This is a genomic window from Tabrizicola sp., assembly GCF_016793705.1.
Taxonomy (GTDB): domain Bacteria; phylum Pseudomonadota; class Alphaproteobacteria; order Rhodobacterales; family Rhodobacteraceae; genus Tabrizicola.
Genome location: NZ_JAEULO010000066.1, coordinates 90205 through 114948 on the forward strand (window position 1 = coordinate 90205; position 24744 = coordinate 114948).

Annotated in this window: 28 protein-coding genes and 1 tRNA gene; 10 read left to right on the forward strand and 19 right to left on the reverse strand. The window is 67.3% G+C overall.

Annotation, left to right across the window (positions count from 1 at the left end):
• Positions 1–61 precede the first annotated feature (61 nt).
• Positions 62–859 (reverse strand): 23S rRNA (guanosine(2251)-2'-O)-methyltransferase RlmB, encoded by a 798-nt coding sequence (rlmB, locus tag JNJ68_RS16900; protein WP_294984127.1) that lies wholly within the window; start codon positions 857–859, stop codon positions 62–64.
• A gap of 135 nt (positions 860–994) precedes the next feature.
• Here rlmB and JNJ68_RS16905 point away from each other — a divergent pair.
• From JNJ68_RS16905 to JNJ68_RS16915, 3 genes are all read left to right on the forward strand, one after another.
• Positions 995–1078, forward strand: a tRNA-Tyr gene (locus tag JNJ68_RS16905).
• A 159-nt stretch (positions 1079–1237) separates the two neighbouring features.
• Complete coding sequence (locus tag JNJ68_RS16910) at positions 1238–2029, forward strand: arginine deiminase family protein (protein WP_294984130.1); 792 nt, start codon at positions 1238–1240, stop codon at positions 2027–2029.
• Positions 1972–3000 (forward strand): hypothetical protein, encoded by a 1029-nt coding sequence (locus JNJ68_RS16915; RefSeq protein WP_294984133.1) that lies wholly within the window; start codon positions 1972–1974, stop codon positions 2998–3000. Before JNJ68_RS16910 ends, JNJ68_RS16915 begins: the two co-directional genes overlap by 58 nt.
• Before the next feature lie 2 nt (positions 3001–3002).
• On the opposite strand, the gene JNJ68_RS16920 is transcribed toward JNJ68_RS16915, so the two are convergent.
• Together JNJ68_RS16920 and JNJ68_RS16925 are read right to left on the reverse strand one after the other, a co-directional pair.
• Positions 3003–3557 (reverse strand): tyrosine-protein phosphatase, encoded by a 555-nt coding sequence (locus tag JNJ68_RS16920; RefSeq protein WP_294984136.1) that lies wholly within the window; start codon positions 3555–3557, stop codon positions 3003–3005.
• A gap of 105 nt (positions 3558–3662) precedes the next feature.
• Positions 3663–4262 carry a LysE family translocator gene (locus tag JNJ68_RS16925; protein ID WP_294984139.1) on the reverse strand — a complete coding sequence of 200 codons (600 nt, stop codon included), beginning with the start codon at positions 4260–4262 and terminating at the stop codon, positions 3663–3665.
• A gap of 73 nt (positions 4263–4335) precedes the next feature.
• Here JNJ68_RS16925 and JNJ68_RS16930 point away from each other — a divergent pair, with 73 nt between their 5' ends.
• Positions 4336–4788, forward strand: a complete 453-nt coding sequence (locus JNJ68_RS16930) for an Lrp/AsnC family transcriptional regulator (protein WP_294984142.1) — start codon at positions 4336–4338, stop codon at positions 4786–4788.
• Between the two features lie 10 nt (positions 4789–4798).
• On the opposite strand, the gene JNJ68_RS16935 is transcribed toward JNJ68_RS16930, so the two are convergent.
• A complete protein-coding gene (locus JNJ68_RS16935) occupies positions 4799–6175 on the reverse strand; it encodes an HWE histidine kinase domain-containing protein (protein ID WP_294984145.1) in 1377 nt (458 codons plus the stop codon).
• Between the two features lie 138 nt (positions 6176–6313).
• Between JNJ68_RS16935 and JNJ68_RS16940 the strand changes: the two genes are divergently transcribed.
• Both JNJ68_RS16940 and JNJ68_RS16945 read left to right on the forward strand, forming a co-directional pair.
• The gene (locus JNJ68_RS16940; RefSeq protein ID WP_294984148.1) at positions 6314–6766 is read left to right on the forward strand and encodes a thioesterase family protein; all 453 of its coding nucleotides are present in this window, start codon (positions 6314–6316) and stop codon (positions 6764–6766) included.
• Positions 6763–7770: a GlxA family transcriptional regulator gene (locus tag JNJ68_RS16945; protein ID WP_294984151.1), complete on the forward strand. Its 1008-nt coding sequence runs from the start codon at positions 6763–6765 to the stop codon at positions 7768–7770. The genes JNJ68_RS16940 and JNJ68_RS16945 overlap by 4 nt, the downstream gene beginning before the upstream one ends.
• Here the strand turns inward: JNJ68_RS16945 and JNJ68_RS16950 are convergent.
• The 3 genes from JNJ68_RS16950 to JNJ68_RS16960 form a co-directional block, all read right to left on the reverse strand.
• On the reverse strand, positions 7767–9521 hold the full coding sequence (locus JNJ68_RS16950) for a monovalent cation:proton antiporter-2 (CPA2) family protein (protein ID WP_294984154.1): 1755 nt from the start codon (positions 9519–9521) through the stop codon (positions 7767–7769). The two genes, JNJ68_RS16945 and JNJ68_RS16950, sit on opposite strands and share 4 nt — an antisense overlap.
• 96 nt (positions 9522–9617) lie before the next feature.
• Complete coding sequence (locus JNJ68_RS16955; RefSeq protein ID WP_294984157.1) at positions 9618–10139, reverse strand: hypothetical protein; 522 nt, start codon at positions 10137–10139, stop codon at positions 9618–9620.
• A gap of 5 nt (positions 10140–10144) precedes the next feature.
• Positions 10145–10558, reverse strand: a complete 414-nt coding sequence (locus JNJ68_RS16960) for a VOC family protein (protein WP_294984160.1) — start codon at positions 10556–10558, stop codon at positions 10145–10147.
• Between the two features lie 210 nt (positions 10559–10768).
• Between JNJ68_RS16960 and JNJ68_RS16965 the strand changes: the two genes are divergently transcribed.
• From JNJ68_RS16965 to JNJ68_RS16980, 4 genes are read left to right on the forward strand one after another with little or no spacing between them, the layout of a single operon-like run.
• Positions 10769–11635 carry an S-methyl-5'-thioadenosine phosphorylase gene (locus tag JNJ68_RS16965; protein WP_294984163.1) on the forward strand — a complete coding sequence of 289 codons (867 nt, stop codon included), beginning with the start codon at positions 10769–10771 and terminating at the stop codon, positions 11633–11635.
• A 4-nt stretch (positions 11636–11639) separates the two neighbouring features.
• Complete coding sequence (locus tag JNJ68_RS16970) at positions 11640–12884, forward strand: SDR family oxidoreductase (RefSeq protein WP_294984166.1); 1245 nt, start codon at positions 11640–11642, stop codon at positions 12882–12884.
• A complete protein-coding gene (locus tag JNJ68_RS16975; RefSeq protein WP_294984169.1) occupies positions 12884–13354 on the forward strand; it encodes a DUF2269 domain-containing protein in 471 nt (156 codons plus the stop codon). The genes JNJ68_RS16970 and JNJ68_RS16975 overlap by 1 nt, the downstream gene beginning before the upstream one ends.
• 7 nt (positions 13355–13361) lie before the next feature.
• Positions 13362–13895, forward strand: a complete 534-nt coding sequence (locus JNJ68_RS16980; RefSeq protein WP_294984171.1) for an adenine phosphoribosyltransferase — start codon at positions 13362–13364, stop codon at positions 13893–13895.
• 241 nt (positions 13896–14136) lie between these two features.
• On the opposite strand, the gene JNJ68_RS16985 is transcribed toward JNJ68_RS16980, so the two are convergent.
• From JNJ68_RS16985 to coxB, 12 genes are all read right to left on the reverse strand, one after another.
• Positions 14137–15546 carry an FAD-binding oxidoreductase gene (locus JNJ68_RS16985; RefSeq protein ID WP_294984174.1) on the reverse strand — a complete coding sequence of 470 codons (1410 nt, stop codon included), beginning with the start codon at positions 15544–15546 and terminating at the stop codon, positions 14137–14139.
• 44 nt (positions 15547–15590) lie between these two features.
• Positions 15591–16391, reverse strand: a complete 801-nt coding sequence (locus JNJ68_RS16990; protein WP_294984176.1) for an MBL fold metallo-hydrolase — start codon at positions 16389–16391, stop codon at positions 15591–15593.
• A gap of 64 nt (positions 16392–16455) precedes the next feature.
• The gene (locus tag JNJ68_RS16995) at positions 16456–16986 is read right to left on the reverse strand and encodes a DUF1697 domain-containing protein (RefSeq protein WP_294984178.1); all 531 of its coding nucleotides are present in this window, start codon (positions 16984–16986) and stop codon (positions 16456–16458) included.
• A 135-nt stretch (positions 16987–17121) separates the two neighbouring features.
• Complete coding sequence (locus tag JNJ68_RS17000; protein WP_294984181.1) at positions 17122–17706, reverse strand: GNAT family protein; 585 nt, start codon at positions 17704–17706, stop codon at positions 17122–17124.
• Positions 17706–18962 (reverse strand): pitrilysin family protein, encoded by a 1257-nt coding sequence (locus JNJ68_RS17005; RefSeq protein ID WP_294984183.1) that lies wholly within the window; start codon positions 18960–18962, stop codon positions 17706–17708. Before JNJ68_RS17005 ends, JNJ68_RS17000 begins: the two co-directional genes overlap by 1 nt.
• Entirely contained in the window at positions 18962–20347 is a 1386-nt protein-coding gene (gene thrC / locus JNJ68_RS17010; RefSeq protein ID WP_294984186.1) for a threonine synthase, read from the reverse strand. The genes JNJ68_RS17005 and thrC overlap by 1 nt, the downstream gene beginning before the upstream one ends.
• A 10-nt stretch (positions 20348–20357) precedes the next feature.
• Positions 20358–21026, reverse strand: a complete 669-nt coding sequence (locus JNJ68_RS17015; protein ID WP_294984189.1) for an SURF1 family protein — start codon at positions 21024–21026, stop codon at positions 20358–20360.
• 66 nt (positions 21027–21092) lie between these two features.
• On the reverse strand, positions 21093–21896 hold the full coding sequence (locus tag JNJ68_RS17020) for a cytochrome c oxidase subunit 3 (RefSeq protein ID WP_294984191.1): 804 nt from the start codon (positions 21894–21896) through the stop codon (positions 21093–21095).
• Positions 21897–21949: 53 nt separating this feature from the next.
• Entirely contained in the window at positions 21950–22540 is a 591-nt protein-coding gene (locus JNJ68_RS17025; RefSeq protein ID WP_294984242.1) for a cytochrome c oxidase assembly protein, read from the reverse strand.
• Complete coding sequence (locus JNJ68_RS17030) at positions 22540–22734, reverse strand: hypothetical protein (RefSeq protein WP_294984194.1); 195 nt, start codon at positions 22732–22734, stop codon at positions 22540–22542. The genes JNJ68_RS17025 and JNJ68_RS17030 overlap by 1 nt, the downstream gene beginning before the upstream one ends.
• Complete coding sequence (gene cyoE / locus JNJ68_RS17035) at positions 22734–23678, reverse strand: heme o synthase (RefSeq protein ID WP_294984198.1); 945 nt, start codon at positions 23676–23678, stop codon at positions 22734–22736. Before cyoE ends, JNJ68_RS17030 begins: the two co-directional genes overlap by 1 nt.
• A 68-nt stretch (positions 23679–23746) precedes the next feature.
• Entirely contained in the window at positions 23747–24658 is a 912-nt protein-coding gene (gene coxB / locus JNJ68_RS17040) for a cytochrome c oxidase subunit II (protein ID WP_294984199.1), read from the reverse strand.
• Between the last annotated feature and the right edge of the window lie 86 nt (positions 24659–24744).

Sequence of the window (24744 nt, forward strand, 5' to 3'; positions counted from 1 at the left end):
GCCTCCTCATCATCATTTAGAAAGCCGGGGCTCCGGTTAAAGAGCTGTCGCAGAGTTGTGATCACGAACGCAGCCCGGCCGTGGCCGCGTAAAGCGACACGGCAGCGGCGTTTGAGACGTTGAGGCTGCCGAAGGCCCCGGCGAAGGGGATACGCGCGAGGATATCGCAGGTTTCCCGCGTCTTCTCGCGCAGGCCCGGCCCCTCGGCCCCCAGCACCAGCCCGATGGGCCGCCCCTTCGCGCCCATCACCGCTTCGGACAATGTGACCGGCGCCTCGCCGTCCAGGCCAACCAGGGTGAAGCCCATGTCCTTCAGCGTCTCCATCGCCTCGGCCAGGTTCGTCACGCGCAGATAGGGCTGCCGCTCCAGCGCGCCGCTGGCGGTCTTGGCAAGGGCCCCGGTTTCCGGCGCCGAATGGTGCTTCGGTGCGACGACCGCCCGCGCCCCGAACACTTCGGCCGAGCGCAGGATGGCCCCCACGTTGTGCGGGTCCGTCACCCGGTCGAGCAGGACCACCAGGGGCAGGCCCTCTCCGGCGGCGCAGATATCGGCGAACCGGCCCCAGTTCAGTGGCTTCACCTCGACCGCCGCACCCTGATGGACCGAGCCTTCGTCGATCGGCACGTCGAAGCGGCGCGGCTCCACCACCTCCGGGGTCATCCCCGAGGCCGCCACCGCCGCCTCCAGCTTGTCGAGCGCGTTCTTCGTCACGACCAGCCGCAGCTTCTCGCGCCGGGGGTTCGCCAGCGCGTCGCGCACCGCATGGAGCCCGAAAAGCCAGACGGTCTCCCGCGCCTCGCGCCTCTCGCCCCGCTCCTTCTCCACCACCCAGGCCGGTTTCTTGCCACCCGCCGCCATCTGCCCTGACCTCTTTGAAAACCAGCCCGGACCTTTGCGCAGCCCCGGGCCCGGATGCAAGCCGAAAACTTCCCCGATCCACCCCCTGATCCACCCTTGACGCCCCCGGCCCCCTTGAGTAGACCCACCCCCGGCGGGCGACGAGCTGCAAGGTGCGGCAGGGGACTGTAACTCCCCCGGGGCGACCCACGCCTGGTTCGATTCCAGGGTCGCCCACCATTTCAATGGTGATCAATGACTTAGGCTGCAAGTCCCGCGGGTGGGTCACAATGCGTGCCTGCGATCTGCGTCGGCAGCTCGTCATTCGAGACCCTTGCCCCTTGCGAACACGCCGTCGGAATGCGACACCGCTGCAACCGCGCGTCCAGAGGGCCTGCCATGTCCTTTTCCACTCAGTTCAGCCATGCCATCACCCGCCGTCCCTCGGTCTCCATCATCCGGGGCCTGCGCGCGGTGGACACAGGCACCCCAGACCTCGCGCGGATGCTGGACCACCACGTGGCCTATGTCGCCACGCTGAAGGAAGCCGGCGCGACCGTCATCGAACTGCCGCCGCTCGACGCCTATCCAGACAGCGTCTTCGTCGAGGACACTGCCCTTTGCCTGCCGCAGGGCGCCGTCGTCATGCGGCCCGGCGCGCCCTCTCGCCTGGGTGAGGCCGCCGAAATGGCTCCGCACCTGCGCGCGCTTTACGGCCAGGTGGTCGAGATCACCGGCGCGGACAGCTTCATCGAGGGCGGCGACATCCTCGTCACCGAGCGGGAAATCCTCGTCGGCCGCTCCGCCCGCACCAATGCCGCGGGTATCGCCGAACTCACCCGCCTCGTCGCCCCTTGGGGCCACCGGGTCCGCGAGGTGATCACACCCCCCGGCGTCCTCCATTTCAAGACCGACTGCTCGCTGCTCGACGCCGATACCATCCTGTCGACGAAACGCCTCTCCGCCTCCGGCTGCTTTTCGGGCTACAAGGTCGTCGACGTGGCCGAGGGTGAGGAAGCCGCCGCCAACACCATCCGCTTCAACGACCTCGTCCTGATGCCCGAGGGCTTCCCGAAGACCCGCGACGCCATCGCGGCAACGGGCTTCACGGTCCGCGAGATCGGCAATACCGAATGCGCGAAGATCGACGGCGGGATGTCCTGCCTCTCGCTGCGCTTCACGCCCGGATGAGCTTCAACCTCCTCGCCATTGCCCAGTCGGGGCGGCTGGAGCACGAGGCGATCCTCTTGGCCGCCTCGCTGCGCCTGTCGGACCCCGGCTTGCCCGGCATGCTCTTCATCGCCGAGCCGCAGCCGGGCCCGAAGTGGCGGGACGACCCCCGCATGTCGCAGCGCAGCCGCAAGGTGCTCGCCGACCTGGGCGCCACGGTCCTGCCCTTCGAGACCCGCGCCTTCGGCTCGGACTACCCGCATGGCAACAAGATCGAGGCGCTGGCGGCGCTGCCCGACCAACCCTTCCTCTTCCTCGACACCGACACGCTGATCACCGGACGCTTGAGCGAAATCCCCTTCGACTTCAGCAAGCCCTCCGCCTCGATGCGGCGCGAGAACACCTGGCCCAAGGTCGAGCTTTACGGCCCCACCCTGACCCAGACCTGGAAATCGCTCTACGACCGCTTCGGGCTCGACTTCGACAGCTCGCTCGACCCCGCCCACCCCGAGGACTACTGGCAGCGCTACCTCTACTTCAACGCGGGCTGGTTCTTCCACCAAAGCCCCCGCGCCTTTGGCAATCGCTTCCTCGCCTGGGCGAAAGACATCCGCGACAACCCGCCCGCCGAACTGGTCTGCCAGGAACTTTACCCCTGGCTCGACCAGATCGCCCTGCCGCTCGTCATCCACTCCTTCGGCGGCGGCCGACCCGGCCCCGGCCTCGCCCCTCTCGACGGCTCTGCCACCTGCCACTATCGCACGCTCCCCCTCCTCTACGCCCGCGAGAGCGACCGCGCCGTCGCGCTGCTGGAGAGCATCGCCGCCGACCCCGCCCTCCGACCGGCCTTGCGGCACTGGGGCGCCTTCAAGCGGATGGTGATCCAGGGCGAGGGCGCGAAAGCCCGCGCGCTTTTCGACCGCGCGAACCTTCCCCGCCGCGAGCAGGTGATCCGCAACACGCTCAAACGCGAAGGGCTCTGGGTCCGCTGACCTCAGCTGTCGGCAAAGCCGAGAACCGGTTCCAGCCGCTCCCAGCTTTCATCCATCGGCCATGCATCCGACAGCCAGGGCAAGGCAAAATGCCCGTATCGCAGCGACAGTTGCCGCTCGGCCTGTTCCTCATCTGCCCCGCTGATCGCGGCCAGATACAGCGCGACCGCCAGTCCGGTGCGATCCGACCCGCGGCGGCAATGGATCAGCAGCGGCTTCGGCATGTCCCGCATCAGCGCGATCAGTTGCGCCGCCTCCTCGGGCCCGATGGCGCGCGAGGAGGACATCGCGAAATCCGCATGGATGATCCCGTGATCGGCGCTGCGCGCGATCTCCTCGTCATACCACCCTTCTCCGGGGGCCGCCCCGCGCAGGTTCAGGATGCTCCGGACGCCCCGGCTTTCCCGGACGACCCCGATATCCGCGCCAGAAACCTGCGCCGAGCGGTAAAGCTCGCCCGCCAGCACTTCATGGAAGTTGCCGCCGAGATGCAGGCACGCCAGGTAGCCCGCCAGTGCCGCCACAGCCGCGGCAAGGCCGACCCCAAGCCCTCGCATGATCCTGCCTGCCCGCATCGCGCCGCCCCTGTGCCAAGGACGTGCAGTTGCACTGCCACGGGCGCCCCGCGCAATAAGCGCCAGTAGCATGACGGGGACGATCAGCTAGATATCCATCACCACCACCGGCCAGAGCGACAGGACCAGCAACCCCGCCATCCCCCAGTTGAACGCGCGCAGCCGCCCCGGGCGCTCCAGACAGCGTCGCACCGCCTGGCCCGCCCCGGCCCAGACCGAGACCGAGGGCAGGTTGACCAGCGAGAACGCCCCCGCCACAGCGGCATAGGCCCAGACCGAGGGCTCGGCCACATAGGCCGAGACCGCGCCCAGTGCCATGGCCCAGGCCTTCGGATTCACCCACTGGAACGCCGCCGCTTGCAGGAAGGTCATCGGCCGCGCCTTGGCCCGCCCCTCGCCCGGAGCGGCGGAATGGGCGATCTTCCAGGCCAGCCACAGCATGTAGGCGACCGAGGCGATCTTCAGCGCCAGAAGCGCCGGCGGCCAGGCCCGGAATACGCCTGCCAGCCCCAGCCCCACCAGGAAGACCATCAGCGCATGGCCGACGGAGATCCCCAGCATGTGCGGCACGGTGCGGCGGAAACCGAAGTTCACCCCGCTGGCCAGGAGCATCATGTTGTTCGGCCCCGGCGTGACCGAGGTGACGAAGGCGAAGCCCAGGAGGGCGAGGAAAAGCTCGTAAGTCATGCACGCAATTCTGCATCGCACTTGGGCAAGAAGGGTTGCAAATACGTCGCAGTTGCCGCTATTTTCGCAGTTAATGAGCAAGTTGGACGACATCGACCACCGGATATTGCGCGAGCTGACCCGCGACGCCCGCCAGCCCAACCTTGCTCTCGCCGACCGGGTGGGCCTCTCGCCTTCGGCCTGCCTGCGCCGGGTGCAGGCGTTGGAGCGCACGGGCGTCATCAAGTCCTACCGCGCGGTCCTCGACCCGGCAAAGCTCGGCCTCGGCTTCGTGGCCTATGTCACCGTCGGCCTCGGCGCCCACACCAAGGCCGCGCAAGAGGCTTTCGAGCGTGCCGCCGCCCGGGCGCCCGAGGTCCGGGAATGCCACAACATCACCGGCACGGTGGAATACCTGTTGCGCGTCGAATGCGCCGATCTCGCTGCCTTCAAGCACTGGCATACCGAGGTGCTGGGCACCCTGCCGCAGGTCCGCGCCATCACCACCTTCGTCGTCATGGGCAGCCCCAAGGACGACCGCGCCTGACCCGGCTCCCTCAGGCCAGAACGCCGCTCTGCGGGCAATCCAGCCGCCAGCGCAGCCCCTCCGGCGCGAATTCCGTGGTCACGCGTCCGGAGGTCGTCGATTCCACCATCATCGTCATGACCTTCCAGCCGAAGCCCCGCCGCAGCGGCTCGGAAACCCGCGGGCCGCGTTCCTCGATCCAGGACAGGCGGAAGCGGTCCTCCGCCCCCTCTTCTCCGGGCTCCAGCGACCAATCCAGCCTGATGCGCCCGGTCGGAGTGGACAGGGCGCCATACTTCGCGGCATTCGTCGCCAGCTCGTGCAGCGCCATTCCCAGCGCCCGCGTGGCGACCGGCGACAGCGCGACCGGCGGGCCGGAGAGCGCCAGCCGGTCCTCGCCCTCGCAGAAGGGCTGCAGCTGCGACCGGATCAGGGCCTCCAGCTCGACCGGACGCCAGCCGTTGCGCACCAGCAGGTCGTTCGACGCCGCCAGCCCGCGCACCCGCTCGCCGAACCGGGCAATGAAATCCGTCGCATCCTTGGCCGCCGTGTTGCGCGCGATGGCCTGGATCACGCCCAGCATGTTCTTCGACCGATGGTTGATCTCGTTGATGAGAAGCGTGGTCTGTTCCTGCTGCTGCTTGCGCGCGGACACGTCCTCGAACAGGATCGCCACCTGCTTGGGCTCGGTCGACTCCAGCCGGAAGGCATAGACCTCGAACCAGCGGCCCAGAAGCTCGGAATGGTTCTCGAAGCGGATCGGCTCGCCCGTCCGTGCGACGCCGCCATAGATTTCGTACCAGCTTTCTTCCAGCTCGGGCGCCGCCGTGCGCAGCCAATGGCCCATGATGGACTCCGGGAACCCCGTCTTGGTGAAGAAGCCAGGATTCGCCTCGATCACCCGATAGTCGCCGCGCCCCTCAGCCGCCTGAAGATCGAATTCGACGATGCAGAACCCCTGGTCGATCGCGTCGAACAGCTTGCGGTAGCGCTCCTCGCTTTCGCGCCAGCGCCGTTCCGAGACATAGTTCAGATGCGCCTCGTCTGTGACATCGACGTTTAAGCCGCGGATCACCAGCACCTTGCCGGCCGCGTCGCGTTCGATCGCGCCGCGGTCTAGGATCACGCGAACCGAACCGTCACGACGCAGGATGCGGAAGGTGTGGCTGTAGTGAGCCTTGCCCGACGCGAGATACTCAAGTGTTTCGTCCCTGATCCGCTGGCGATCCTCGGGATGAACAAGATTCTGAAACGCCTCGCCGGTCTGCGGCGCCTCGGCAAGGCCGTAAAGCCGAAGGAGGCCCGGAGACCAGATCAATTCCCCCGAAGGCCGCAATTCATAGGTCCCGATCTGCGCTCCCCAGACCAGGTCCGGCGCCTGATGAAGCATATCGGAGTTCAGCGTCACCTCTGGCCCTCCTCGCATATCTTCACGTCCCGGATGAACGAAACAGGCGCACCTCGCGCTGTCAACATCGGCGGCGCGGCGGAACTCTTGACGTTCGGTGCCAATACGCGTCATGCCTGTCGCAAAAGGGGACATTGGATGACCGTCTGCTTCACCACCGACCGGATGCTGCATTTCGGCGATTGCGACATCTCGGGCACCGCCTATTACCCGGCCTACCTGAACATCCTGAACGGCGTGGTCGAGGAATTCTGGGCCCATATCGGCTGGCCCTGGCACGAGATCATCTGGAACGAACGCTGGGGCACGCCCACGGTCCACCTCTCCTGCGATTTCTCCAAGCCCTCCTTCTTCGGCGACACCCTGACCTTCCGCCTGTCGATCCTGAAGGTTGGCAAATCCTCGGTCCGCCTGCGCCACACCATCCACTGCGGCGAAGAACACCGCTGGTCGGTCGAACAGGTGCTGGCGGCAAGCTGGCTCGACAAGCACACCTCGATGCCCTGGCCCGAGGCGGTGAAGGCCAAGCTCGAAAGCCTGATGGCCCCGCCCGAGCCCGACCGCCGGGCCGTCGGCGCCCCGCAGCCATGACCGACAGCGCCCCCCTGATCCCGGCGGGCGCCGCCTATTTCCGCCCCGCCCGCGCCGATGCGCCGACCCGCGCCTTCGACTTCCTGATCTGCCCCTCCTTCACCCTCCTCGCCTTCGCCTCGGCGGTCGAGCCGCTGCGCATCGCCAACCAGCTCTCGCAACGCCCGCTCTACGCCTGGCGCACCGCCACTGCCGATGGCCAGCCCGTCACCTCGTCCTGCGGCCTTACCGTCCAGGTCGACGGCCCCCTCGCCACCCCCGCCCGCGACGCGACCCTCGTCGTCTGCGCCGGCAACCAGCCCGAAAAGGCGATCACCGCCCCCCTCGTCGCGGCCGTCCAGCGCCACCACCGCCATGGCGGCCCGGTCGCGGGCCTCTGCACCGGCCCCTTCGCCCTTGCGAAAGCGGGCCTCCTGACCAACCGCCGCTTCACGCTGCACTGGGAAAACCAGCCCGCCTTCCGCGAGATGTTTCCCACCCTTACCCCCGCCGAGACCAAGTTCGAGATCGACGATCGCATTCTCACCTGCGGCGGCGGTGCAGCGGCGACCGACCTGATGATCGACATCATCGCCCGCGACCAGGGCGAGGCTTTCGCCACCATGGTCCTCGACATGTGCCTGCGCCGCGTCGCCATCGGCCGCGACCCCGGCCAGCGCTCCTCACTCTCCGCCGTCGCCCAGCTGCGCAATCCCGGCCTCTCGGCCATGGTCGAGCTGATGAAGCGCCACATCGAAGAGCCCCTGTCGATGGAGGACCTTTCCGCCCGCATCGGCTATTCCCGCCGCAACGTCGAACGCATCTTCCGCAAGGCGCTCGGCCAGCCCCCTGCGCGATTCTACCTCGACATGCGACTCGACCACGCCCGGAACCTCTTGTCGGGCACCGACCTCAGCCTCTCGGAAATCTCCGCCGCCTGCGGCTTCGCCACGCGCTCGCATTTCTCCAAGGCCTTCACCGCCCGCTTCGGCACCGCGCCCAGCCGGCTGCACGCGCGCCTCTAGGTCCGCACCGTGTGCTCCGCGTTGCCGATGATCAGCCCGCGGCCCGAATAGATGTCGCCCGTCATCTGCAAGGCCAGCCGCTCGGCATCGCGCTTGCGGATGCCCTCGGCGATCTCCTCGATCTCCTCAGGCTCGACCCCCAGCACCTCCAGCGCCTCGCCGCCCAGCGCCAGCGCCGAATGGAAGACCTCGCGCATGTGGTGGTCGACGCCCTCCTTGATCAGCTCCAGCACATGCTGGCGGTCGAAGGCCCGCGCCAGGATGACCGCATTCGGGAACTCATCGCGCACCAGCTTCACGATCCGCGTGGTGATCTCCTGCTTGTCCGTCGCGATCACCACCGCCCGCGCCGTTGCCGCACCGGCAGCCTTCAGGATGTCCAGCCGGGTGCCGTCGCCGAACCAGACCTTGAAGCCGAAGGTTTCCGCCGCGCGGATCATCTCGGGGTCGTCGTCGATGATGTTGATCTCGCATTTCCGCGCCAGAAGCGGCTGGCAGGCGATCTGGCCAAAACGACCGAAGCCGATGATCAGGACCTGTCCCGACAACCCGTCCGGTGCCTCGATCCCTTCGGTCGAAACCACCGCCGCCGGCTGAAAGCGGTCAAGCAGGACAACCAGCAGCGGTGTCAGCGCCATCGAGATGATGACGATCGCATTCAGGATCGCGTTGGCATCAAGATCCAGCAGGCCAAAGGCGACGGCAGAGGAATAGAGGACAAAGGCGAACTCGCCACCCTGCGCCATCAGCACCGTGCGCTCCAGCGCCTCGCGATGCCCCGCCTTGGTCAGCCGCGCGACCAGATAGATGATCGCGGCCTTCAGCCCCATCAGGGCCAGCACGCTCACCGCGATCAGCCGCCAGTTCGCAGCGATGATCGACAGGTCCAGCGCCATTCCGACCGCAAGGAAGAAGAGGCCAAGCAAGATGCCCCGGAACGGCTCCACATCGGCCTCAAGCTGGTGGCGGAAGCTCGATTCCGACAAGAGTACCCCCGCCAGGAACGCCCCCATCGCCGCCGACAGCCCGCCCACCTGCATCCAGAGCGCGGCTCCAAGAACCACCAGCAGCGCCGCCGCCGTCATCACCTCCCTCGCGCGGGAGGCGGCCAGAACCCGGAACATCGGGTTCAACAAGTAGCGCCCCGCCACGACCAGCGCCGCGATCGCCGCAAGACCGATGGCCACCCCCTGCAGCCGATCCAGCAGCGTCAGGTCCTCCCCCCCCGGCGCGAGGAAAGCGACCAGCGCCAGCAGGGGCACGATGGCCAGGTCCTCCATAAGCAGGATCGACACGATCCGTTGCCCTTTCGGGGCGGAAATGTCATTCCGTTCCTGCAACATCTGCATGACAATGGCAGTCGAGGTCAGGGTGAACCCGGCCCCGGCAATCAGCGAGACCGCATAGGGATAGCCCAGCGCCACGCCGACCAGCCCCAGAAGCGCCACACAAAGCAGCACCTGCAACAGCCCCAACCCGAAGATGTCACGTCGCATCGCCCAAAGCTTCGACGGCTCCATCTCCAGCCCGATGATGAAGAGGAACATGACGACGCCCAGCTCGGCGACATGCAGGATCGCCATCGGGTCCGAGAAAAGTCCCAACCCGAACGGCCCGATCACGAGCCCAGCCGCCAGATAGCCCAGCACCGATCCCAGCCCGATCCGCTTGAAGACCGGCACCGCCACCACTGCCGCGCCCAGAAGCGTCACCACCGAAACCAGATCGACGCCCGCGGATTCCGTTGCCATGCAGCACTCCTTCGCCAGAGGGCCAGAGTTGGCAGGTCAGACGGCAAGCGCAACTGGAAAACCATGTAGGTGCGCGACAACGGACCTTGAATCGCGCTAGCTCTCCTTGTCGAATTCAATACCGAACTCGCTTTCCCAGAAGTCACGCTTCGGAAGCGGTCTAAGTTTTGATGGGTCCGCTGCACACACAGCATGCGAAATCATGGCCATCGCCTGCGGTATCCTTGAAAGCCAGGCAAACATCTCCTGCAACTCGTCATAGGTCCTGCTCATGATGCTGTCCTCGACGCGCCAACTCAGCGTCGCCGGAGCGCCTCCCGTTTCGGCCGATGCGCCGATCAAGCCGTGACAGATGCCATTTCTGACATCGAGTGATTCCTGCATCTGTGTCCAAAGCCGTTCTGCCAACAAGGCTTCTTCGGGCCGCACCTCACGATCCTGCAGAAGCAATTTCTTCCAAACCTGCAGCGTCCCTCGTGCCCCAATGACCTTACTCAGACTCTCCGGGCCTCCGACCCTACCGATGATCTCGCGCGCTTCGTTCTCAATCCTTGCAAACAGAAACAGAAGGGAGGCCACGGTTCCACAAATGCGCTCGTACGTCACGGCGTCAGTCATATCCCTCACCCCTCGAACACATTCTCCATCGCCGCGAACCCCTTCACCTCGATCGGGTTGCCGCTCGGATCGCGGAAGAACATCGTCCACTGCTCCCCCGGCTGGCCCTGGAAGCGCACCTGCGGCGGCAGGACGAAGACCACCCCCGCCGCCGTCAGCCGGTCGGCCAATGCCTGCCAGTCGGGCAGCAGCAGGACCAGCCCCAGATGCGGCATCGGCACCATGTGATCGCCCACCTTGCCGGTATTCGTGGTCCTGAACGGCTCGCCGAGATGCAGGCTGATCTGGTGCCCGAAGAAATCGAAATCCACCCAAGTCTCCGTGCTCCGCCCCTCGCGGCAGCCCAGCACTCCGCCATAGAAGGCGCGGGCCTTGTCAAGGCTGGTGACATGATAGGCCAGATGGAAGGGGGTCAGCATTGGGCAGGCTCCGGGACAAACCGGGGCCGATCCAAGCACGGAAGGGCCGGCGACCGCAACGATCCATCCTGTCCCGGTTGTGGTCAAAGATGAACATTTCCCTAACGCCCGCACGCAAGCCTTTGATATCCCTGCCATCGTCGCGCTTGTCCACCGTGGACACGGTCCGACGCCCCCGCTATCCTCTCCCCGGCCAACCAGGGGGACCCCATGCAGACCATGCTCGGCGTGATCGGAGGATCGGGGGTCTACCAGATCGACGGCCTCGAAGGCGCAAGCTGGGTCCGGGTGAAGACCCCCTGGGGCAAGCCCTCGGACGAAGTGCTGGTGGGCCGCCTGAACGGCCTCCCCATGGCCTTCCTCCCCCGCCACGGACGCGGCCATGTCCACGACCCCGCCAGCGTCCCCTACCGGGCCAACATCGACGCCCTGAAGCGGCTCGGCTGCACCGACATTCTCGCCGTCTCGGCCGTCGGCAGCCTCCGCGAAGACTTCGCCCCCGGCGATTTCGTCGTCGTCGACCAGTACATCGACCGCACCACCCAGAGGCCGCCTTCCTTCTTCGGCCCCGGCTGCGTCGCCCATGTCAGCCTCGCCGACCCGACCTGCCCCCGCCTCGGTGCGCTGGCCGCCCAGGCCGCCCGTGCCGAGGGCCTGACCGTTCATACCGGAGCCACCTACCTCTCGATGGAGGGTCCCCAGTTCTCCACCCGCGCCGAAAGCCGGATGTACCGCGCCTGGGGCGCCGACGTGATCGGCATGACCGGGATTTCCGAGGCCCGCCTCGCCCGCGAAGCCGAGCTGTGCTACGCCTCCCTCGCCATGGTGACGGACTACGACTGCTGGCACGACAGCCACGGCGCGGTGGACGTGGCGCAGGTCATCGCCGTCGTCCACGCCAATGCCGCCGCCGCGCGCGGCCTCGTCGCCCGCCTGCCCGCGCTCCTGTCTCCCGACCGCGAACCATGCCCGCACGGCTGCGACCGCGCCCTCTCCCATGCGATCATGACCGCCCCCGACAAGCGCGACCCGGACCTCCTCGCCAAACTCGACGCCGTGGCGGGCCGGGTCCTGTAGGCCCGTGCGGCGGGTCCTGATCCTCGGGGCCGACGGCTTCATCGGACGCCATCTCGCCTTCGGGCTGCGGGCGAAAGGCTGGTCGGTGACGGCCCAGGCCCGCAATCCCAAACGACTGCAGGCGATGGGCTTCCAAACCCTCCGCGCCGACCTGACCGACCCGGCGACGCATTCCCCCGCCTTCTGGTCCCCGCACCTGCCCCAGGGGACGGCTCTCGTCGACGCCGCAGGTCTCCTCGCCGGAACCGAACCCGCCTTCCGGGCCGTCCACCACGACGCGCCCCGCGCCGCCTTGCAGGCGCTGCGCGGTACCGCCCTCCTGATCTCTGCCGTCGGCACCGGGGCCGAGACCCCCTTCGCCCGCTGGCGCCGCGAAACCGAAGCGCTCTTCGCCGACCACTGCATCCTGCGCCCGGGGCTGGTCCTGGGCGAGACCTCCTACGGCGGCTCCTCCCTCCTCCGCGCACTCGCGGCGATGCCCTTCCGGCTTCCGGTGGTGGGCGACGGAGCGCAGCCCTTCAACCCGATCCACGCCGCCGATCTGGCCGAGGTGGTGGCCGAATGCCTGGACATCCGCTTGCGGAGCACCTGGGATGTCGGCGGGCCGGAGGTCATCACCCAAGCCGACCTTGCGGCCCGATACCGCAGCTGGCTGGGCCTGGCGCCGGTACCGCCCCTGCACCTTTCCACGCCGACGGCCATGACGCTTGGGCATCTGGGCGACACCCTGCGGATCGGCCCGGTCTCGGCCACCGCCGTCGCCCAGCTTCAGGCCGGAGTCCTCGCCGACCCCGCGCCGCTCCTCGCCCGGCTGAAGACCCGCCCGCGCCCAGTCTCCGCCTTCCTCAACGCCCGCCCCGCCGGAACGCAAGACCTCTGGCAGGCCCGCCTCTACCTCCTGAAACCCCTCATCCGCCTGACCCTCGCCACCCTCTGGCTCGCCTCCGGCCTCCTCGGCCTGACCTCTCCGGCAACTACCTTCGCCCCCGGCCTGGCCCTGCCCGACCCCCTCGCCATCGCCCTCGCCCGCGGGTTCGGCGCGCTCGACCTGGCCCTGGCTTTCGCCCTCCTGCGCAACTGGCGGCCCCGGCACATCGCGCTCGCCCAGATCGCCCTCGTCCTGGCCTACACGGCAGGCCTCACCCTTCTCGCCCCGGCGCTCTGGCTCGACCCCTACGGCGGGCTCCTGAAGAACCTGCCGATCCTCGCGCTGCTCTTCACCCATCTCGCCTTGGTGGAGGAGCGCTGATGGATCCCTTCCTGATCGCCAAGTGGCTGCACATCCTGTCCGCCACCGTCCTTTTCGGCACCGGCATCGGCACCGCCTTCCAGATGGTCTGGGCCATGCGCGGCGACCGGGCCGAGGTGGTCGCGGGCGTCGGCTCGGGCGTGGTCGCCGCCGACTGGCTCTTCACCCTCCCCGCCGGGCTCGCACAGCCTGCGACCGGCCTCTGGCTTGCCCACCTGACGGGGTGGAGCCTGACCGAGCCCTGGCTCCTCCTCACCTATGCGCTCTACCTGATCGCCCTTGCCGCCTGGCTGCCCGTCGTCGCCCTGCAATACCGCATCCGCGATCTTTGCCGCGCCGCCCCGCCCGGCCCGGTGCCGGCCGAAGCCCGCAGGCTTTACCGACTCTGGTTCCTCCTCGGCTGGCCCGGCTTCGGCGCGCTTGTCGCGATCCTCTGGCTGATGGTATCGAAACCCGTCGCGCTTTTCTGAGGACCCCATGGCCAAGACCGTCAAGGACTATATCCGCACCATCGTCGACTTCCCGCACGAGGGGATCCTGTTCCGCGACGTGACCACGCTTTTCGCCGATCCGCGCGGGTTCCGGATGTGCGTGGACCAGTTGCTCGCCCCCTATGCGGGCATGCGGATCGACAAGGTCGCGGGGCTGGAGGCGCGGGGCTTCATACTGGGCGGGGCGGTGGCGCACCAGTTGTCGACCGGCTTCGTGCCGATCCGCAAGAAGGGCAAGCTGCCCGGCCAGACCATCGCCCAGGCCTACCAGCTGGAATACGGCGAGGCGGTGGTCGAGGTGCATGACGATGCGATGCAGCCGGGCGAGAAGGTGCTTCTGGTCGACGACCTCCTCGCCACCGGCGGCACGGCGGAAGCGGGCATCCGGTTGATCGAACGCCTCGGCGCCGAGGTGGTGGGCTGCGCCTTCGTGGTCGACCTGCCGGACCTTGGCGGTCGGAAGAAGCTGGAGAGACTGGGCATGGACGTCCATGCGCTTTGCGCGTTCGAGGGGCTGTGAGGCTGAACCCGTTGGACCCACGGAGTTTTCGAAAACTCCGGACCGATTTCTTAGAAGAAATCGGCACCGCGCGCGCATCGGGCGGCTTCCGTTAACCGTCCTGTAAGAGAATCACTCTACACCGGTCCTTGTCAGGGCTACCCACCCTGACCGCGCTGCTACCCACAGCGTGACCCACACACCCCCAAAGCACCCCGTCGCAGGTTTCCTGCGGCGGGGCTGTTTCACTCAGGCCACGCCCTCACCCCAGTACCGTCCCCGGATTCATGATCCCCGCCGGATCCAGCGCCGTCTTGATCGCCCGCATCGCCGCCAGTTTCCCCGGATCACCGTAGCGCGCAAGGTCGCCAACCTTCAGCCGCCCCACCCCATGCTCTGCCGCGACAGACCCGCCAAGGGCATGCACCAGATCATGCACCGCCGTCTTCACGGCATCGCGCACGCCCTCATGCTCGCCCTTCGCATGACCCCGCGCCGGGAAGACATTCCAGTGCAGGTTGCCGTCGCCGAGATGCCCGAAGCAGTTCACCCGGAACTCCCCCAGCCCCACGATCGCCCCTGGCGCCTCGGCGATGAAGCCGGGGATGGCCGACAAGGGCAGCGAGATGTCATGGCTCGACACCGCCCCCACCTTGCGGTTCGCCAGCGGGATCGTCTCGCGCAGCGCCCAGAGCTGCGCCGCCTGCGCCTCCGAGGTGGCAATCACCCCGTCCGCCACCAACCCGGCCTCGGCCCCCGCCTCGTATAGCCCCGCCATCACCGCTTCCGGCTCCAGTCCCGCGGGCAGTTCCAGCTCCACGAGCACCAGCCAGTCCGGCACCGGATCGAAGGGCGCGCGCAGATCGAAGCCGGTCTCGGCCAGGAAGTCGAAGCCCATCCGACTGATCAGCTCGAAGCCCGAGACGAGCCCCGCCGCCCGCTCGCCGCAGAGCGCCAGCAGGTCCAGCGCCGCCCCCGGAGACGGCACCGCCAGAAGCGCCACCACCCGCGCCGCAGGCAGCGGAAACAGCTTCAGGCTCGCCGCCGTGATCACGCCCAGCGTGCCTTCCGAGCCGATCAGCAGGTGGCGCAGGTCGTAGCCCGCATTGTCCTTCCGCAGCCGGGTCAAGCCGTTGAACACCGTCCCATCGGGCAAGACCGCCTCCAACCCCAGGCAGAGGTCGCGCGCATTGCCATAGCGCAGGACCGCCGTCCCCCCGGCATTGGACGCGAGGTTGCCGCCGATCCGGCAACTCCCCTCCGACGCGAGCGACAGCGGGAACAGCCGCCCGACCTCTGCCGCACGGGCCTGCACCTCGGCCAGCACCATGCCCGCCTCGACCACCATCGCATTCTCCTCGGGCCAGAGTCCGCGCAGGGCCGCCATCCGCTCCAGCGACAACAAGAGCGGCGCGGGGCCAAAGGTCAGGGTCTGCCCGCCGACCAGCCCCGTCCCGCCGCTGACCGGCACCACCCCCACCCGCGCTTCGGCGCAGGCGCGGACCAGTGCCGCCACCTCCGCCGTGGTCCGGGGCCGGGCCAGCACCCCCGCCTGACCGATCCAGCGGCCGCGAGGTTCCTCCAGATGCCGGGGCTCGGGGGCCGAGAGCACCCCCTCGGGCACCTGCCCGGCAAGGCGCGAGACGAAAGCAGGATCGCAGGGGTTCAGCATCGGCGTCTCCTTCCCGCCCTTCATAGCAAGGCGGGCGGGAGAGGCTAGTCCAGCCAGGCCGGTTCCAGCACCATGATCGTCGGCTCGGAAGGCAGGTCGTGCAAGGAGAGCGCGATCTGCGCCCCGCCGGTCTCGACAACGGTGAACTCCGGCGCCATGTCGGCCAGGAAGGCACGCAAGCTTTCCCCGCTGAACCAGTGCATCGGGATGACGACGGACGACTTGAGCCGCCGCACCACCCCCGTCATATCCTGAAGCCGCATCGTGTAGCCGCCATCCACCGGCACCATCACCACGTCCAGCCGCCCGATGGCGGCATATTGCTCTTCGCTCGGGATCTGGTGCAGGTGGCCGAGATGGCCGATGCAAAGACCGCCCGCCTCGAAGATGAAGATCGAGTTGCCGTCCTTCCGCGCGCCTTCCCCGAACGGCCCCCTCGTGTCGGTCGTCACATTCCTGACCAGCATCGCGCCCAGCTCCAGCCGGTGTTCGGCGGGCCTGCCGCCGTCGGGCCAGCCCTTCAGCACATGCGGGATGCGCGGGTCGGGCGCGGCGGTCCAGTGCGAGCTGTGTGCGCTGTTCATCGTGACCACATCCGGCACGAGGTCCTGCGTGCCGAGGTAGCCGGTGTAGTCCGTCACCGCCACCGTGCCATCCGCCGTGACGATGGCAAAGCTTGCATGGTCCAGGTAGCGGATCAGGACGGAGTCCGGCTCCAGCCCGTCCTGCAGGGCCGCCGGGACTACCGACGGCTCCGCTGCGGCGACCGCGATGCAATGCGAAGGGATCCGCTCCTGCCCCAGGGCAGGCGTCGCGATCAGGGCAAGGGCGGCAAGCAGGCGCATGGGACACCTCCGGGGCTGGCTGCAAGAGTAACCCGGATTGCCCCTCCGTCACGCGGCCCGACGATCACGGCTGCGCGAGGGCCATCCCGTGCAGCGCGGCAAGCGTGTTCAGGTTCCGGGCCGTCATCGGGGCGGGCAGCAGCCGCGGCAGCCTCTCGGCCAGTTTCGAGGTGCCGACACCCCCCGGCGTGTGCAGCGTGAACCGCCGGGGGCCGATGTGCCAGGCATCCCCCGGCAGCGCCAGATCGCGCAAGGTGGCCTCGTCCGGCTCGGGCGTCTCGCGAAGGAAGAAGACATGGACAAATTTCGGCGCGGCCCCGGCGAAGGGATGATCGGTCAGCGCTTCCGCAAGCTCCCGTGCCGACAGCACGAAGACGTCCCGCCTGAAGCCGAACCGCGCCTCGACCGCATCCGCGATCGTCGCTTCCAGTCCAGGCGCGGCCAGATCACTGTCGAACACGGCATTCCCCGACTGGATATAGGTCTGCACACCGGACAGCCCCATCCCCGCCAGCATGTCGCGGAACTCCGCCATCGGCAGCTTGCCCGCCCCCGCGACATTCACCCCGCGCAGAAGGGCGATCCGAATGGCCATTTCTTCCCCTCCTTTGCTCTTTCACATTTGCCCCAAATATCCCCGCCGGAGGCATATCCGAGCGGCTTTGCGTCCTTCACGCAAAGCCGCGAGACAAAAGGCTCGCGCGCCAGCGCTCAATTCAACAGGCGCCGCTTATCCCACGTCCGTCCGGCCGCGCCGGTCGCCCCGCAGGTTGGCGTAAAGCACATGGTTGCGCCAGCGTCCGTTGATCTGAAGATAGCTCTGCGCCACGCCTTCATACTTGAAGCCGCATTTCTCCAGCACCCCGCGCGAGGGCAGGTTCTCGGGCAGGCAGGCCGCTTCCAGCCGCGACAGGTCCATCCGGGTGAAGGCGTGGTGGGTCAGCGCCAGGATCGCCTCGCGCATGTAGCCCTGCCGCGCGAAGGGTTCGCCGATCCAGTAGCCGAAGGTCCCGGTCTGCGCGGGCCCCCGACGGATGTTGTCCAGTGTCAGCGCGCCCAGGAGCTGCTGGTCCGCCCTCCGGATCAAGAGCATCGGCAGCGCCTGGCCCTGCGCCTCGGCCCTTTGCGCCCAGTAGACCCGGTTGGTGAAGGCACGGCGGCTCAGGTGGTCGGTCGACCAGACCGGCTCCCATTTCACCAGGAAGTCGGCCGAGGCCTCGCGCACCTCGGACCATTGCCGCCAGTCGCCATGTTCCGGCAGCCGCAGCGTCATCCGCTCGGTCTCGACCCGGATGCGGCGCTTCAGGCCCAGCATCAGGGAGTGAGCCCCCGCCGGACCTCGTCGATGCCGGGCGCTGCCGCGACCGGCCCGTAGACCGCCAGCGCCGCCTTCGCCGCCGTCAGCTCCGCCGCATAGCCGCGCACCGCAGCGGTATCCACCGCGTCGATCTTCGCGACCGCCTCGGCCACATCCGGCACCCGGCCCCAGATCGACAGCAGCCGCGCATTGCGTTCGGCGCGCGAGGACGGGCTTTCCAGCCCCATCAGCAGCCCCGCTCGCAGCTGCGCCCGCGCCCGTGCGACCTCGGCCTCGCTCATGTCCTCGGCGGCCCGCTTCAGCTCGTCCACTGTCAGCTGCGTCAACTCCCCGATCTCCGCCTCCGAGGTTCCGGCATAGATCGTCACCTGCCCGGTATCCTCATAGGCCGCCGACTGCGCATGGATCGAATAGCAGAGGCCCCGATCCTCGCGGATGCGCTGGAAAAGGCGGCTCGACATGCCGCCGCCCATCGCGGTGGCATAGACCTGCGCAGTATAGACCTTGTCGTCGCGATAGCCCGGCGCCTCGAACGACAGCGCGAAATGCACCTGCTCCAGGTCCTTGACCTCGCGCCGCTCGCCGCCGACGAAGCGCGCGGGCTCCACCTTCGAGGCCCCCACCGGCTTCAACTCGCCGAAGATGCGCTCCGCCGCCGCGACCACCGCCGCATGGTCCACTCCGCCCGCCGCCGACAGGATCATCTGATCCGGCCCGTAGTGACTCGCGGTGAACCCCTCGAAATCCGCCTTGCGGAAGGCCGAGACCCGTTCTTCCGGCCCCAGGATGGTGCGCCCGAAGCTCTGGCCCGGGTAGCTCACCTCGTGCAGCCAGTCGAAGATGATGTCGTCCGGCGTGTCCAGTGCCTGACCGATCTCCTGCAGGATGACATGGCGCTCGGTCTCGATATCCGCCTTGCGGAACAGAGGGTTGAGCACGATGTCGGCGATCACGTCCAGCGCCATCAGCACATCGCCCGACAGCACCCGTGCGTAATAGGCCGTCATCTCGCGGCTGGTATAGGCGTTGATGTAGCCGCCCACATCCTCGATTTCCTCGGCGATGCGCAGCGCCGACCGCCGCCTCGTGCCCTTGAACGCCATGTGCTCCAGAAAATGCGCGATGCCGTTCTGCTGGGGCGTCTCGTGCCGCCCCCCGGCCTCGACCCAGAGACCGACGCTGGCCGATTGCAGCCCCGGCATCGCCTCGGTGACGATGCGGAAGCCGTTCGGCAGGGTATGAAGCTTCTGCATCAGTGACGGATCCTCTCGCGCACCAGCGCCTGCAAGGCCGCCAGATCGTTCGGCACCCGCGTCACCCGTTCCTTGCGCTGGAACAGGTCCGCCATATGCGGCGGCAGGCCGGGCCGGACCCCGGTCGCGCGCTCCACCGCATCGGGGAATTTCGCCGGATGCGCGGTGGCCAGCGTGATCATCGGCGCAAGGCCGACATGCTCCTCCGCCACCTTCACCCCCACGGCGCTGTGCGGGCACAGAAGCTCTCCCGTCGTCTTCCAGTGCCGCGCAATCACCTCCAGCGTTTCCTCCTCGGAACAACGGCCCGAAACGAAGCTCCCCCGGAGGCTCTCAATCGCCCCCTGGCTGATCCGGAACCCGCCGGTTTTCATCTCATCCATCAGGGCCGCCACCGCCGCGCCGTCGCGGCCATAGGCATCGAAAAGCGCCCGCTCGAAGTTCGAGGACACCTGAATGTCCATCGATGGGCTCATCGAGGGCTTGACCCCGTTCGTCCGGTAGTCACCCGAGCGCAAGGCCCGGTCGAGGATATCGTTCTGGTTGGTCGCGATCACCAGCTGGTCGATGGGAAGGCCCATCTTCCGCGCGACATAGCCCGCGAAGATGTCGCCGAAATTGCCCGTCGGCACAGTGAAGCTGACCGCCCGGTGTGGCGCCCCCAGTGCAGTCGCCGCGTAGAAGTAATAGACCACCTGCGCCAGCACCCGCGCCCAGTTGATGCTGTTCACCCCCGCCAGCCGCACCCCGTCGCGGAAGACGAAGTCGTTGAACATCGCCTTGACCTGCGCCTGACAGTCGTCGAAGTCCCCTTCCATCGCCAGCGCATGCACGTTCGCTTCCGACGGCGTCGTCATCTGCCGCCGCTGAACCTCGCTGACCCGGCCATGCGGGAAGAGGATGAACACATCCACATTGGCGAGGCCCCGGAACGCCTCCATCGCCGCCGACCCGGTATCGCCCGATGTCGCGCCCACGATGGTGATCCGCTCCCCCGTCTTCGCCAAGGCCGCCTGCATCGTCTGGCCGATCAGCTGCATGGCGAAGTCCTTGAAGGCCAGCGTCGGCCCGTGGAACAGCTCCAGCAGGAAATGGTTCGACCCCAGCTGCACCATGGGTGCGCGGGCGGCGTGGTGGAAACCCTGATAGGCCCTGGCGATCAGGCCCTTGAACTCATCATCGCTGAAGAACCCGCCCAGATAGGGTCGCATCACCCGGAACGCGACTTCCTCGTAAGGCGCACCCGCCAGCGCCGCGATCTCGGCCTTCGTCATCACCGGCACGGTTTCCGGCACATAAAGACCGCCGTCGCGGGCAAGGCCCGTCATCATCGCCTCGCCGAAGCCAAGGACCGGGGCCGAACCACGGGTCGAGATATAGTTCATCGGATCGCCTTCACACCTTCCGCGTCCTGATACGCCAGAGAAGAAAGACTGTCATCCCCGCCCAGGTCGCCGCGAGGAGGAACCATTGGATCGCATAGCCCCAATGGTCGTTGGGTATACCCGATGTGTCGACCGGCATCGGCGTGATCCCGTCACCGGTTGGCTTGCTGGCGACAATCAGTGTCGGTTCCGTCCCCAGCTTCACGGCCATCGCCGGAACGTCGCGGGCGAACCACAGCCCGGTCTTTTCATCCGGCGGCGGGGTGGAACTGCTGGTGTCCTGCGGCCAGTGCAGGTTGCCCTCGACCTTCGCCTCATGCGGCGGGCGGGGCGTGGCGCGCGCCTCGTCGGCAATGAAGCCGCGCTGCACCATGATCCGGCGACCGTCCGGCAGGGCAAAGGCCTCGATCACCAGCACGCCGGGGCTGGCCCCGGTCTGTCCCGCCAGAACCTCCAGATACTCGCCGGTGAACCGTCCTTCAGCAAAGACCGCCTGGAACTTGTGCGGCGCTTCCTCCGGAACGGCGGGCAAGGGGATCGGCGCATTGCCGATCCGGGCCTCGATCTCATCCAGATAGACTCGCTTTTCCTCCATCCGGCGCAGTTGCCAGAAGCCAAGACTCGTCAGGACGGCAACCCCGACAATGCCCATCAGGACCGGAAAGACGTAGCGACGCATGGGAAACCCCGGAAATGCAAGCGCAGGCCCGAAGGCCTGCGCAAAGATCGTGTCGGACGAAAGGGATCAGCCCTGGCCCCAGACGTAGACGGCGGCGAACAGGAACAGCCAGACCACGTCGACGAAGTGCCAGTACCAGGCCGCCGCCTCGAAGCCGACATGCTGTTCGGGGGTGAAATGCCCCTTCAGCGCGCGGATCAGGCAGACGGTCAGGAAGATCGTCCCGATGATGACGTGGAAGCCGTGGAAGCCCGTCGCCATGAAGAACGAGGCGCCATAGATGTTGCCGGCGAAGCCGAAGGCCGCGTGGCTGTATTCGTAGGCCTGCAGGAGGGTGAAGATGAAGCCCAGCCCGATGGCGAGGATAAGCCCGTTCACCAGGTCCTTGCGGTTGTTCTCATGCACCAGCGCATGGTGCGCCCAGGTCGCGGCGCAACCCGACAGAAGCAGGATCAGCGTGTTGATGAAGGGCAGGTGCCAGGGGTCGAAGGTCTCGATCCCGGCGGGCGGCCAGACGCCGTCGACGGCCGGCGATTGCGGCCCCATCGGATACAGGCGGTGCTTGAAGAAGGTCCAGAACCAGGCCGAGAAGAACATGACCTCCGACATGATGAACAGGATGAAGCCGTAGCGCAGGCCCAGCCGCACGACCGGCGTATGATCCCCGGTCTGCCCCTCATGCACCACTTCCGACCACCAGGCGAACATGGTGTAGAGCACGCCCGCCAGCCCGACCAGCCCCATCCACGGGCCCGAGCCATGCATCCACAGGACCGAGCCGAACAGCATCACGAAGGCCGCGACGGCCCCGAACAGCGGCCAGATCGACGGCGCAAGGATGTGGTAATCGTGGTTCTTTGCGTGGGCCATGGCCGGCGTTTCCCTCGTTGTCCTATCTCGGTTCACCGCAGCTGCGGCATGGATCAGTTCACGGCTGCCGCAACGGGCGCGGCGGGTTGGTCAAGCGCTGCCTGTTCGTCCGGCAGCGGGGTCTGGTGGAAGGTATAGCTGAGCGTGATCTCATGCACAAACTTCCCGTCCGGGTCGTCGACGATGGCAGGGTCGACGAAGAAGCTGACCGGCATCTGCGCTGTCTCGCCCGGTTGCAGCACCTGTTCCGAGAAACAGAAGCAGTCGATCTTGGTGAAATAGCCGCCCGCCGTGTCAGGGAACACGTTGAAGCTTGCCGTGCCCGCGATCACCCGGTCGGTCGGGTTGTGCGCCTCGTAGAAGGCCAGCCCCGTCTCGCCGATGCGGATATCCATCGTGCGGACCTCCGGCTTGAAGCTCCAGGGCATGTTCTGGTCGACCGAGGCGTCGAAGCGGATCCTCACCGTCTGGTCAAGCACATCGCCCGGCGCGGCTTCGGCGCGTTGCGGCGTGCCGCCGTAACCCGTCACCGCGCAGAACCAGCTGTAGAACGGCACCGCCGCGAACGAGAGCGACCCCATGGTCAGCACCACGGCCACCAGTTGCACCAGCGTGCGGTTCTTGCCCGTAAGGCGCGGAAACATCATGGCTGCGCCTCCTCCTGCGGGACAGAGGAGGGCTGGACCACATGGTCATAGCCCTGCATCGGATCGCCGCGCTTCACCTTGACCACGGTCAGCGCGAAGACCAGCGCGACGAAGGCCGCGAGCGTCAGGCCCACACCCAGGTTCCGGCTGAACCGGCGCTTGTGAAGCTCGTGCTCGGGGCGGAAGCTCATCACCAGCCCCCCAGCCCCGCCGATTTCAGCGCCGCTTCCGCCAGGAAAGCCGCGAAATGCAGGAAGAGATACAAGAGCGAGAAGCGGAAGAAGGCCTTCTCGGCGGCATAGTTGTCGGCCTGGGCCATGACCTCGTCGCGCCGCCACAGCCGCACCGCGCCGATGACGAAGCCCGCGTTCAGCACCACCGCCACCGCCAGCGTCAGCGGCCCGCCGACCTGCGTCACCGCCGCCCCCAGCGCCACCGGCACCAGCAGGATCGTATAGGCCAGGATATGCGCCCGCGTCGCCTTGCGGCCATGCGTCACCGTCAGCATCGGCACGCCCGCCGCGTGGTAGTCTTCCTTCATGAACAGCGCCAGCGCCCAGAAATGCGGCGGCGTCCACATGAAGATCAGCGCGAACATCAGGATCGCCTCGACCGAGACGCTTCCCGTCGCCGCCACCCAGCCGATCATCGGCGGAAAGGCCCCGGCCGCGCCGCCGATCACGATGTTCTGCGGGGTCGAGCGTTTGAGCCACATCGAATAGACGACGGCATAGAAGAAGATCGTGAAGGCCAGGAGTCCCGCCGCCGCAAGGTTGGTCGCGAGGCCCAGCATCACCACGCTGATCCCCGACAGGCCCAGTCCCACCGCCAGCGCCTCGCCCGCCTGAACGCGGCCCGCAGGCACCGGGCGCTTCGCCGTGCGCTTCATCACCGCGTCGATGTCGGCGTCCCACCACATATTCAGCGCGCCACTGGCCCCCGCGCCCAGCGCGATGAACAGGATCGCCGAAAAGGCCTCGACCGGGTGCAGGCTGACCGGGGCCACCAGAAGCCCCACCAGTGCAGTGAACACCACCAGCGACATCACGCGCGGCTTCAGAAGCTGCACATAGTCGCCAAACCCCGGTTCATAGGGGGTGGCGGTCGCGCCCTGATATGCTGAGGTCTCGCTCATTCCGGTTCCGTTTCAGACAGAGCGGGCCTGACGCATGGCCAAGCCCCACCCGAAAGCCTTGCCTCGCCTCAGTCGTTCGAGGCGACCTGGGTTCCGGCGGGCACCGCCACCGACGACAGCTGCACATCTCCCGCCTTGGCCTTGGTCAGCCATTCGGCATAGGCGGCTTCCGACACGACCTTCACCGTGATCGGCATGTAGGCGTGCATCTGACCGCACAGTTCCGAGCACTGGCCGAAGTAGATTCCTTCCTTCTCCGCCTTGAACCACAGCCCGGCGGTGCGGCCCGGGACGGCATCCTGCATCACGCCGAAGGCGGGGATTTTCCAGGAATGGATCACGTCCACCGCCGTGACCTGCACCACGATGGTCTTGCCCACCGGCACCACCACTGCCGTGTCGGTCGCCAGCAGGAACTGCTCCTTGGTGTAGCCTGCCGCGGTCAGCTGCGCCTCGACATCGGGGGTCAGCATGTTGGTGCCGCCGGTCGCAGGCGAGCCGATCATGTAGCTGTCGAAGGAAATTCCCTCGTCGACGTATTCGTAGCTCCAGTACCACTGGTTGCCGGTGGCCTTGATGGTGACGTCGCCGACCGGGATCTCCTGCTGCTTGAACAGGATCGGCAACGAGAAGGCACCGATGGTCACAAGGATCACGATCGGGATCAGCGTCCATGCCACTTCCAGCGGGCTGTTGTGGGTAAAGCGCGCCGGGGTCGGGTTCACACGGCGGTTGAACCGCACCATCACATAGATCAGCAGCGCCGTGACGAAGATCACGATGGCGGTGATGATGTAGAGGATCATGTGATCCAGCCAGTGAATGTCCTCGGCCAGTTCCGTCACGGCGGGCTGGAAGCCCACCGCGCCCGAGACCGGCTGGCCCACGATTTCCAAAGCTTGCTGCGCAAGGGCCTGCCCGGCCACCAGCGTGGCGACCGCCGCCGCGCTGACTCCGCTCATCACTGTCGAAAGACGCATCTGTCTCATCCCGTTCACGTCGCGGCTTGCCGCCGCTGTCCAGGGATACTGCCGAAAGGTCAGAATCCCGCTGTTTCCCATGGCCC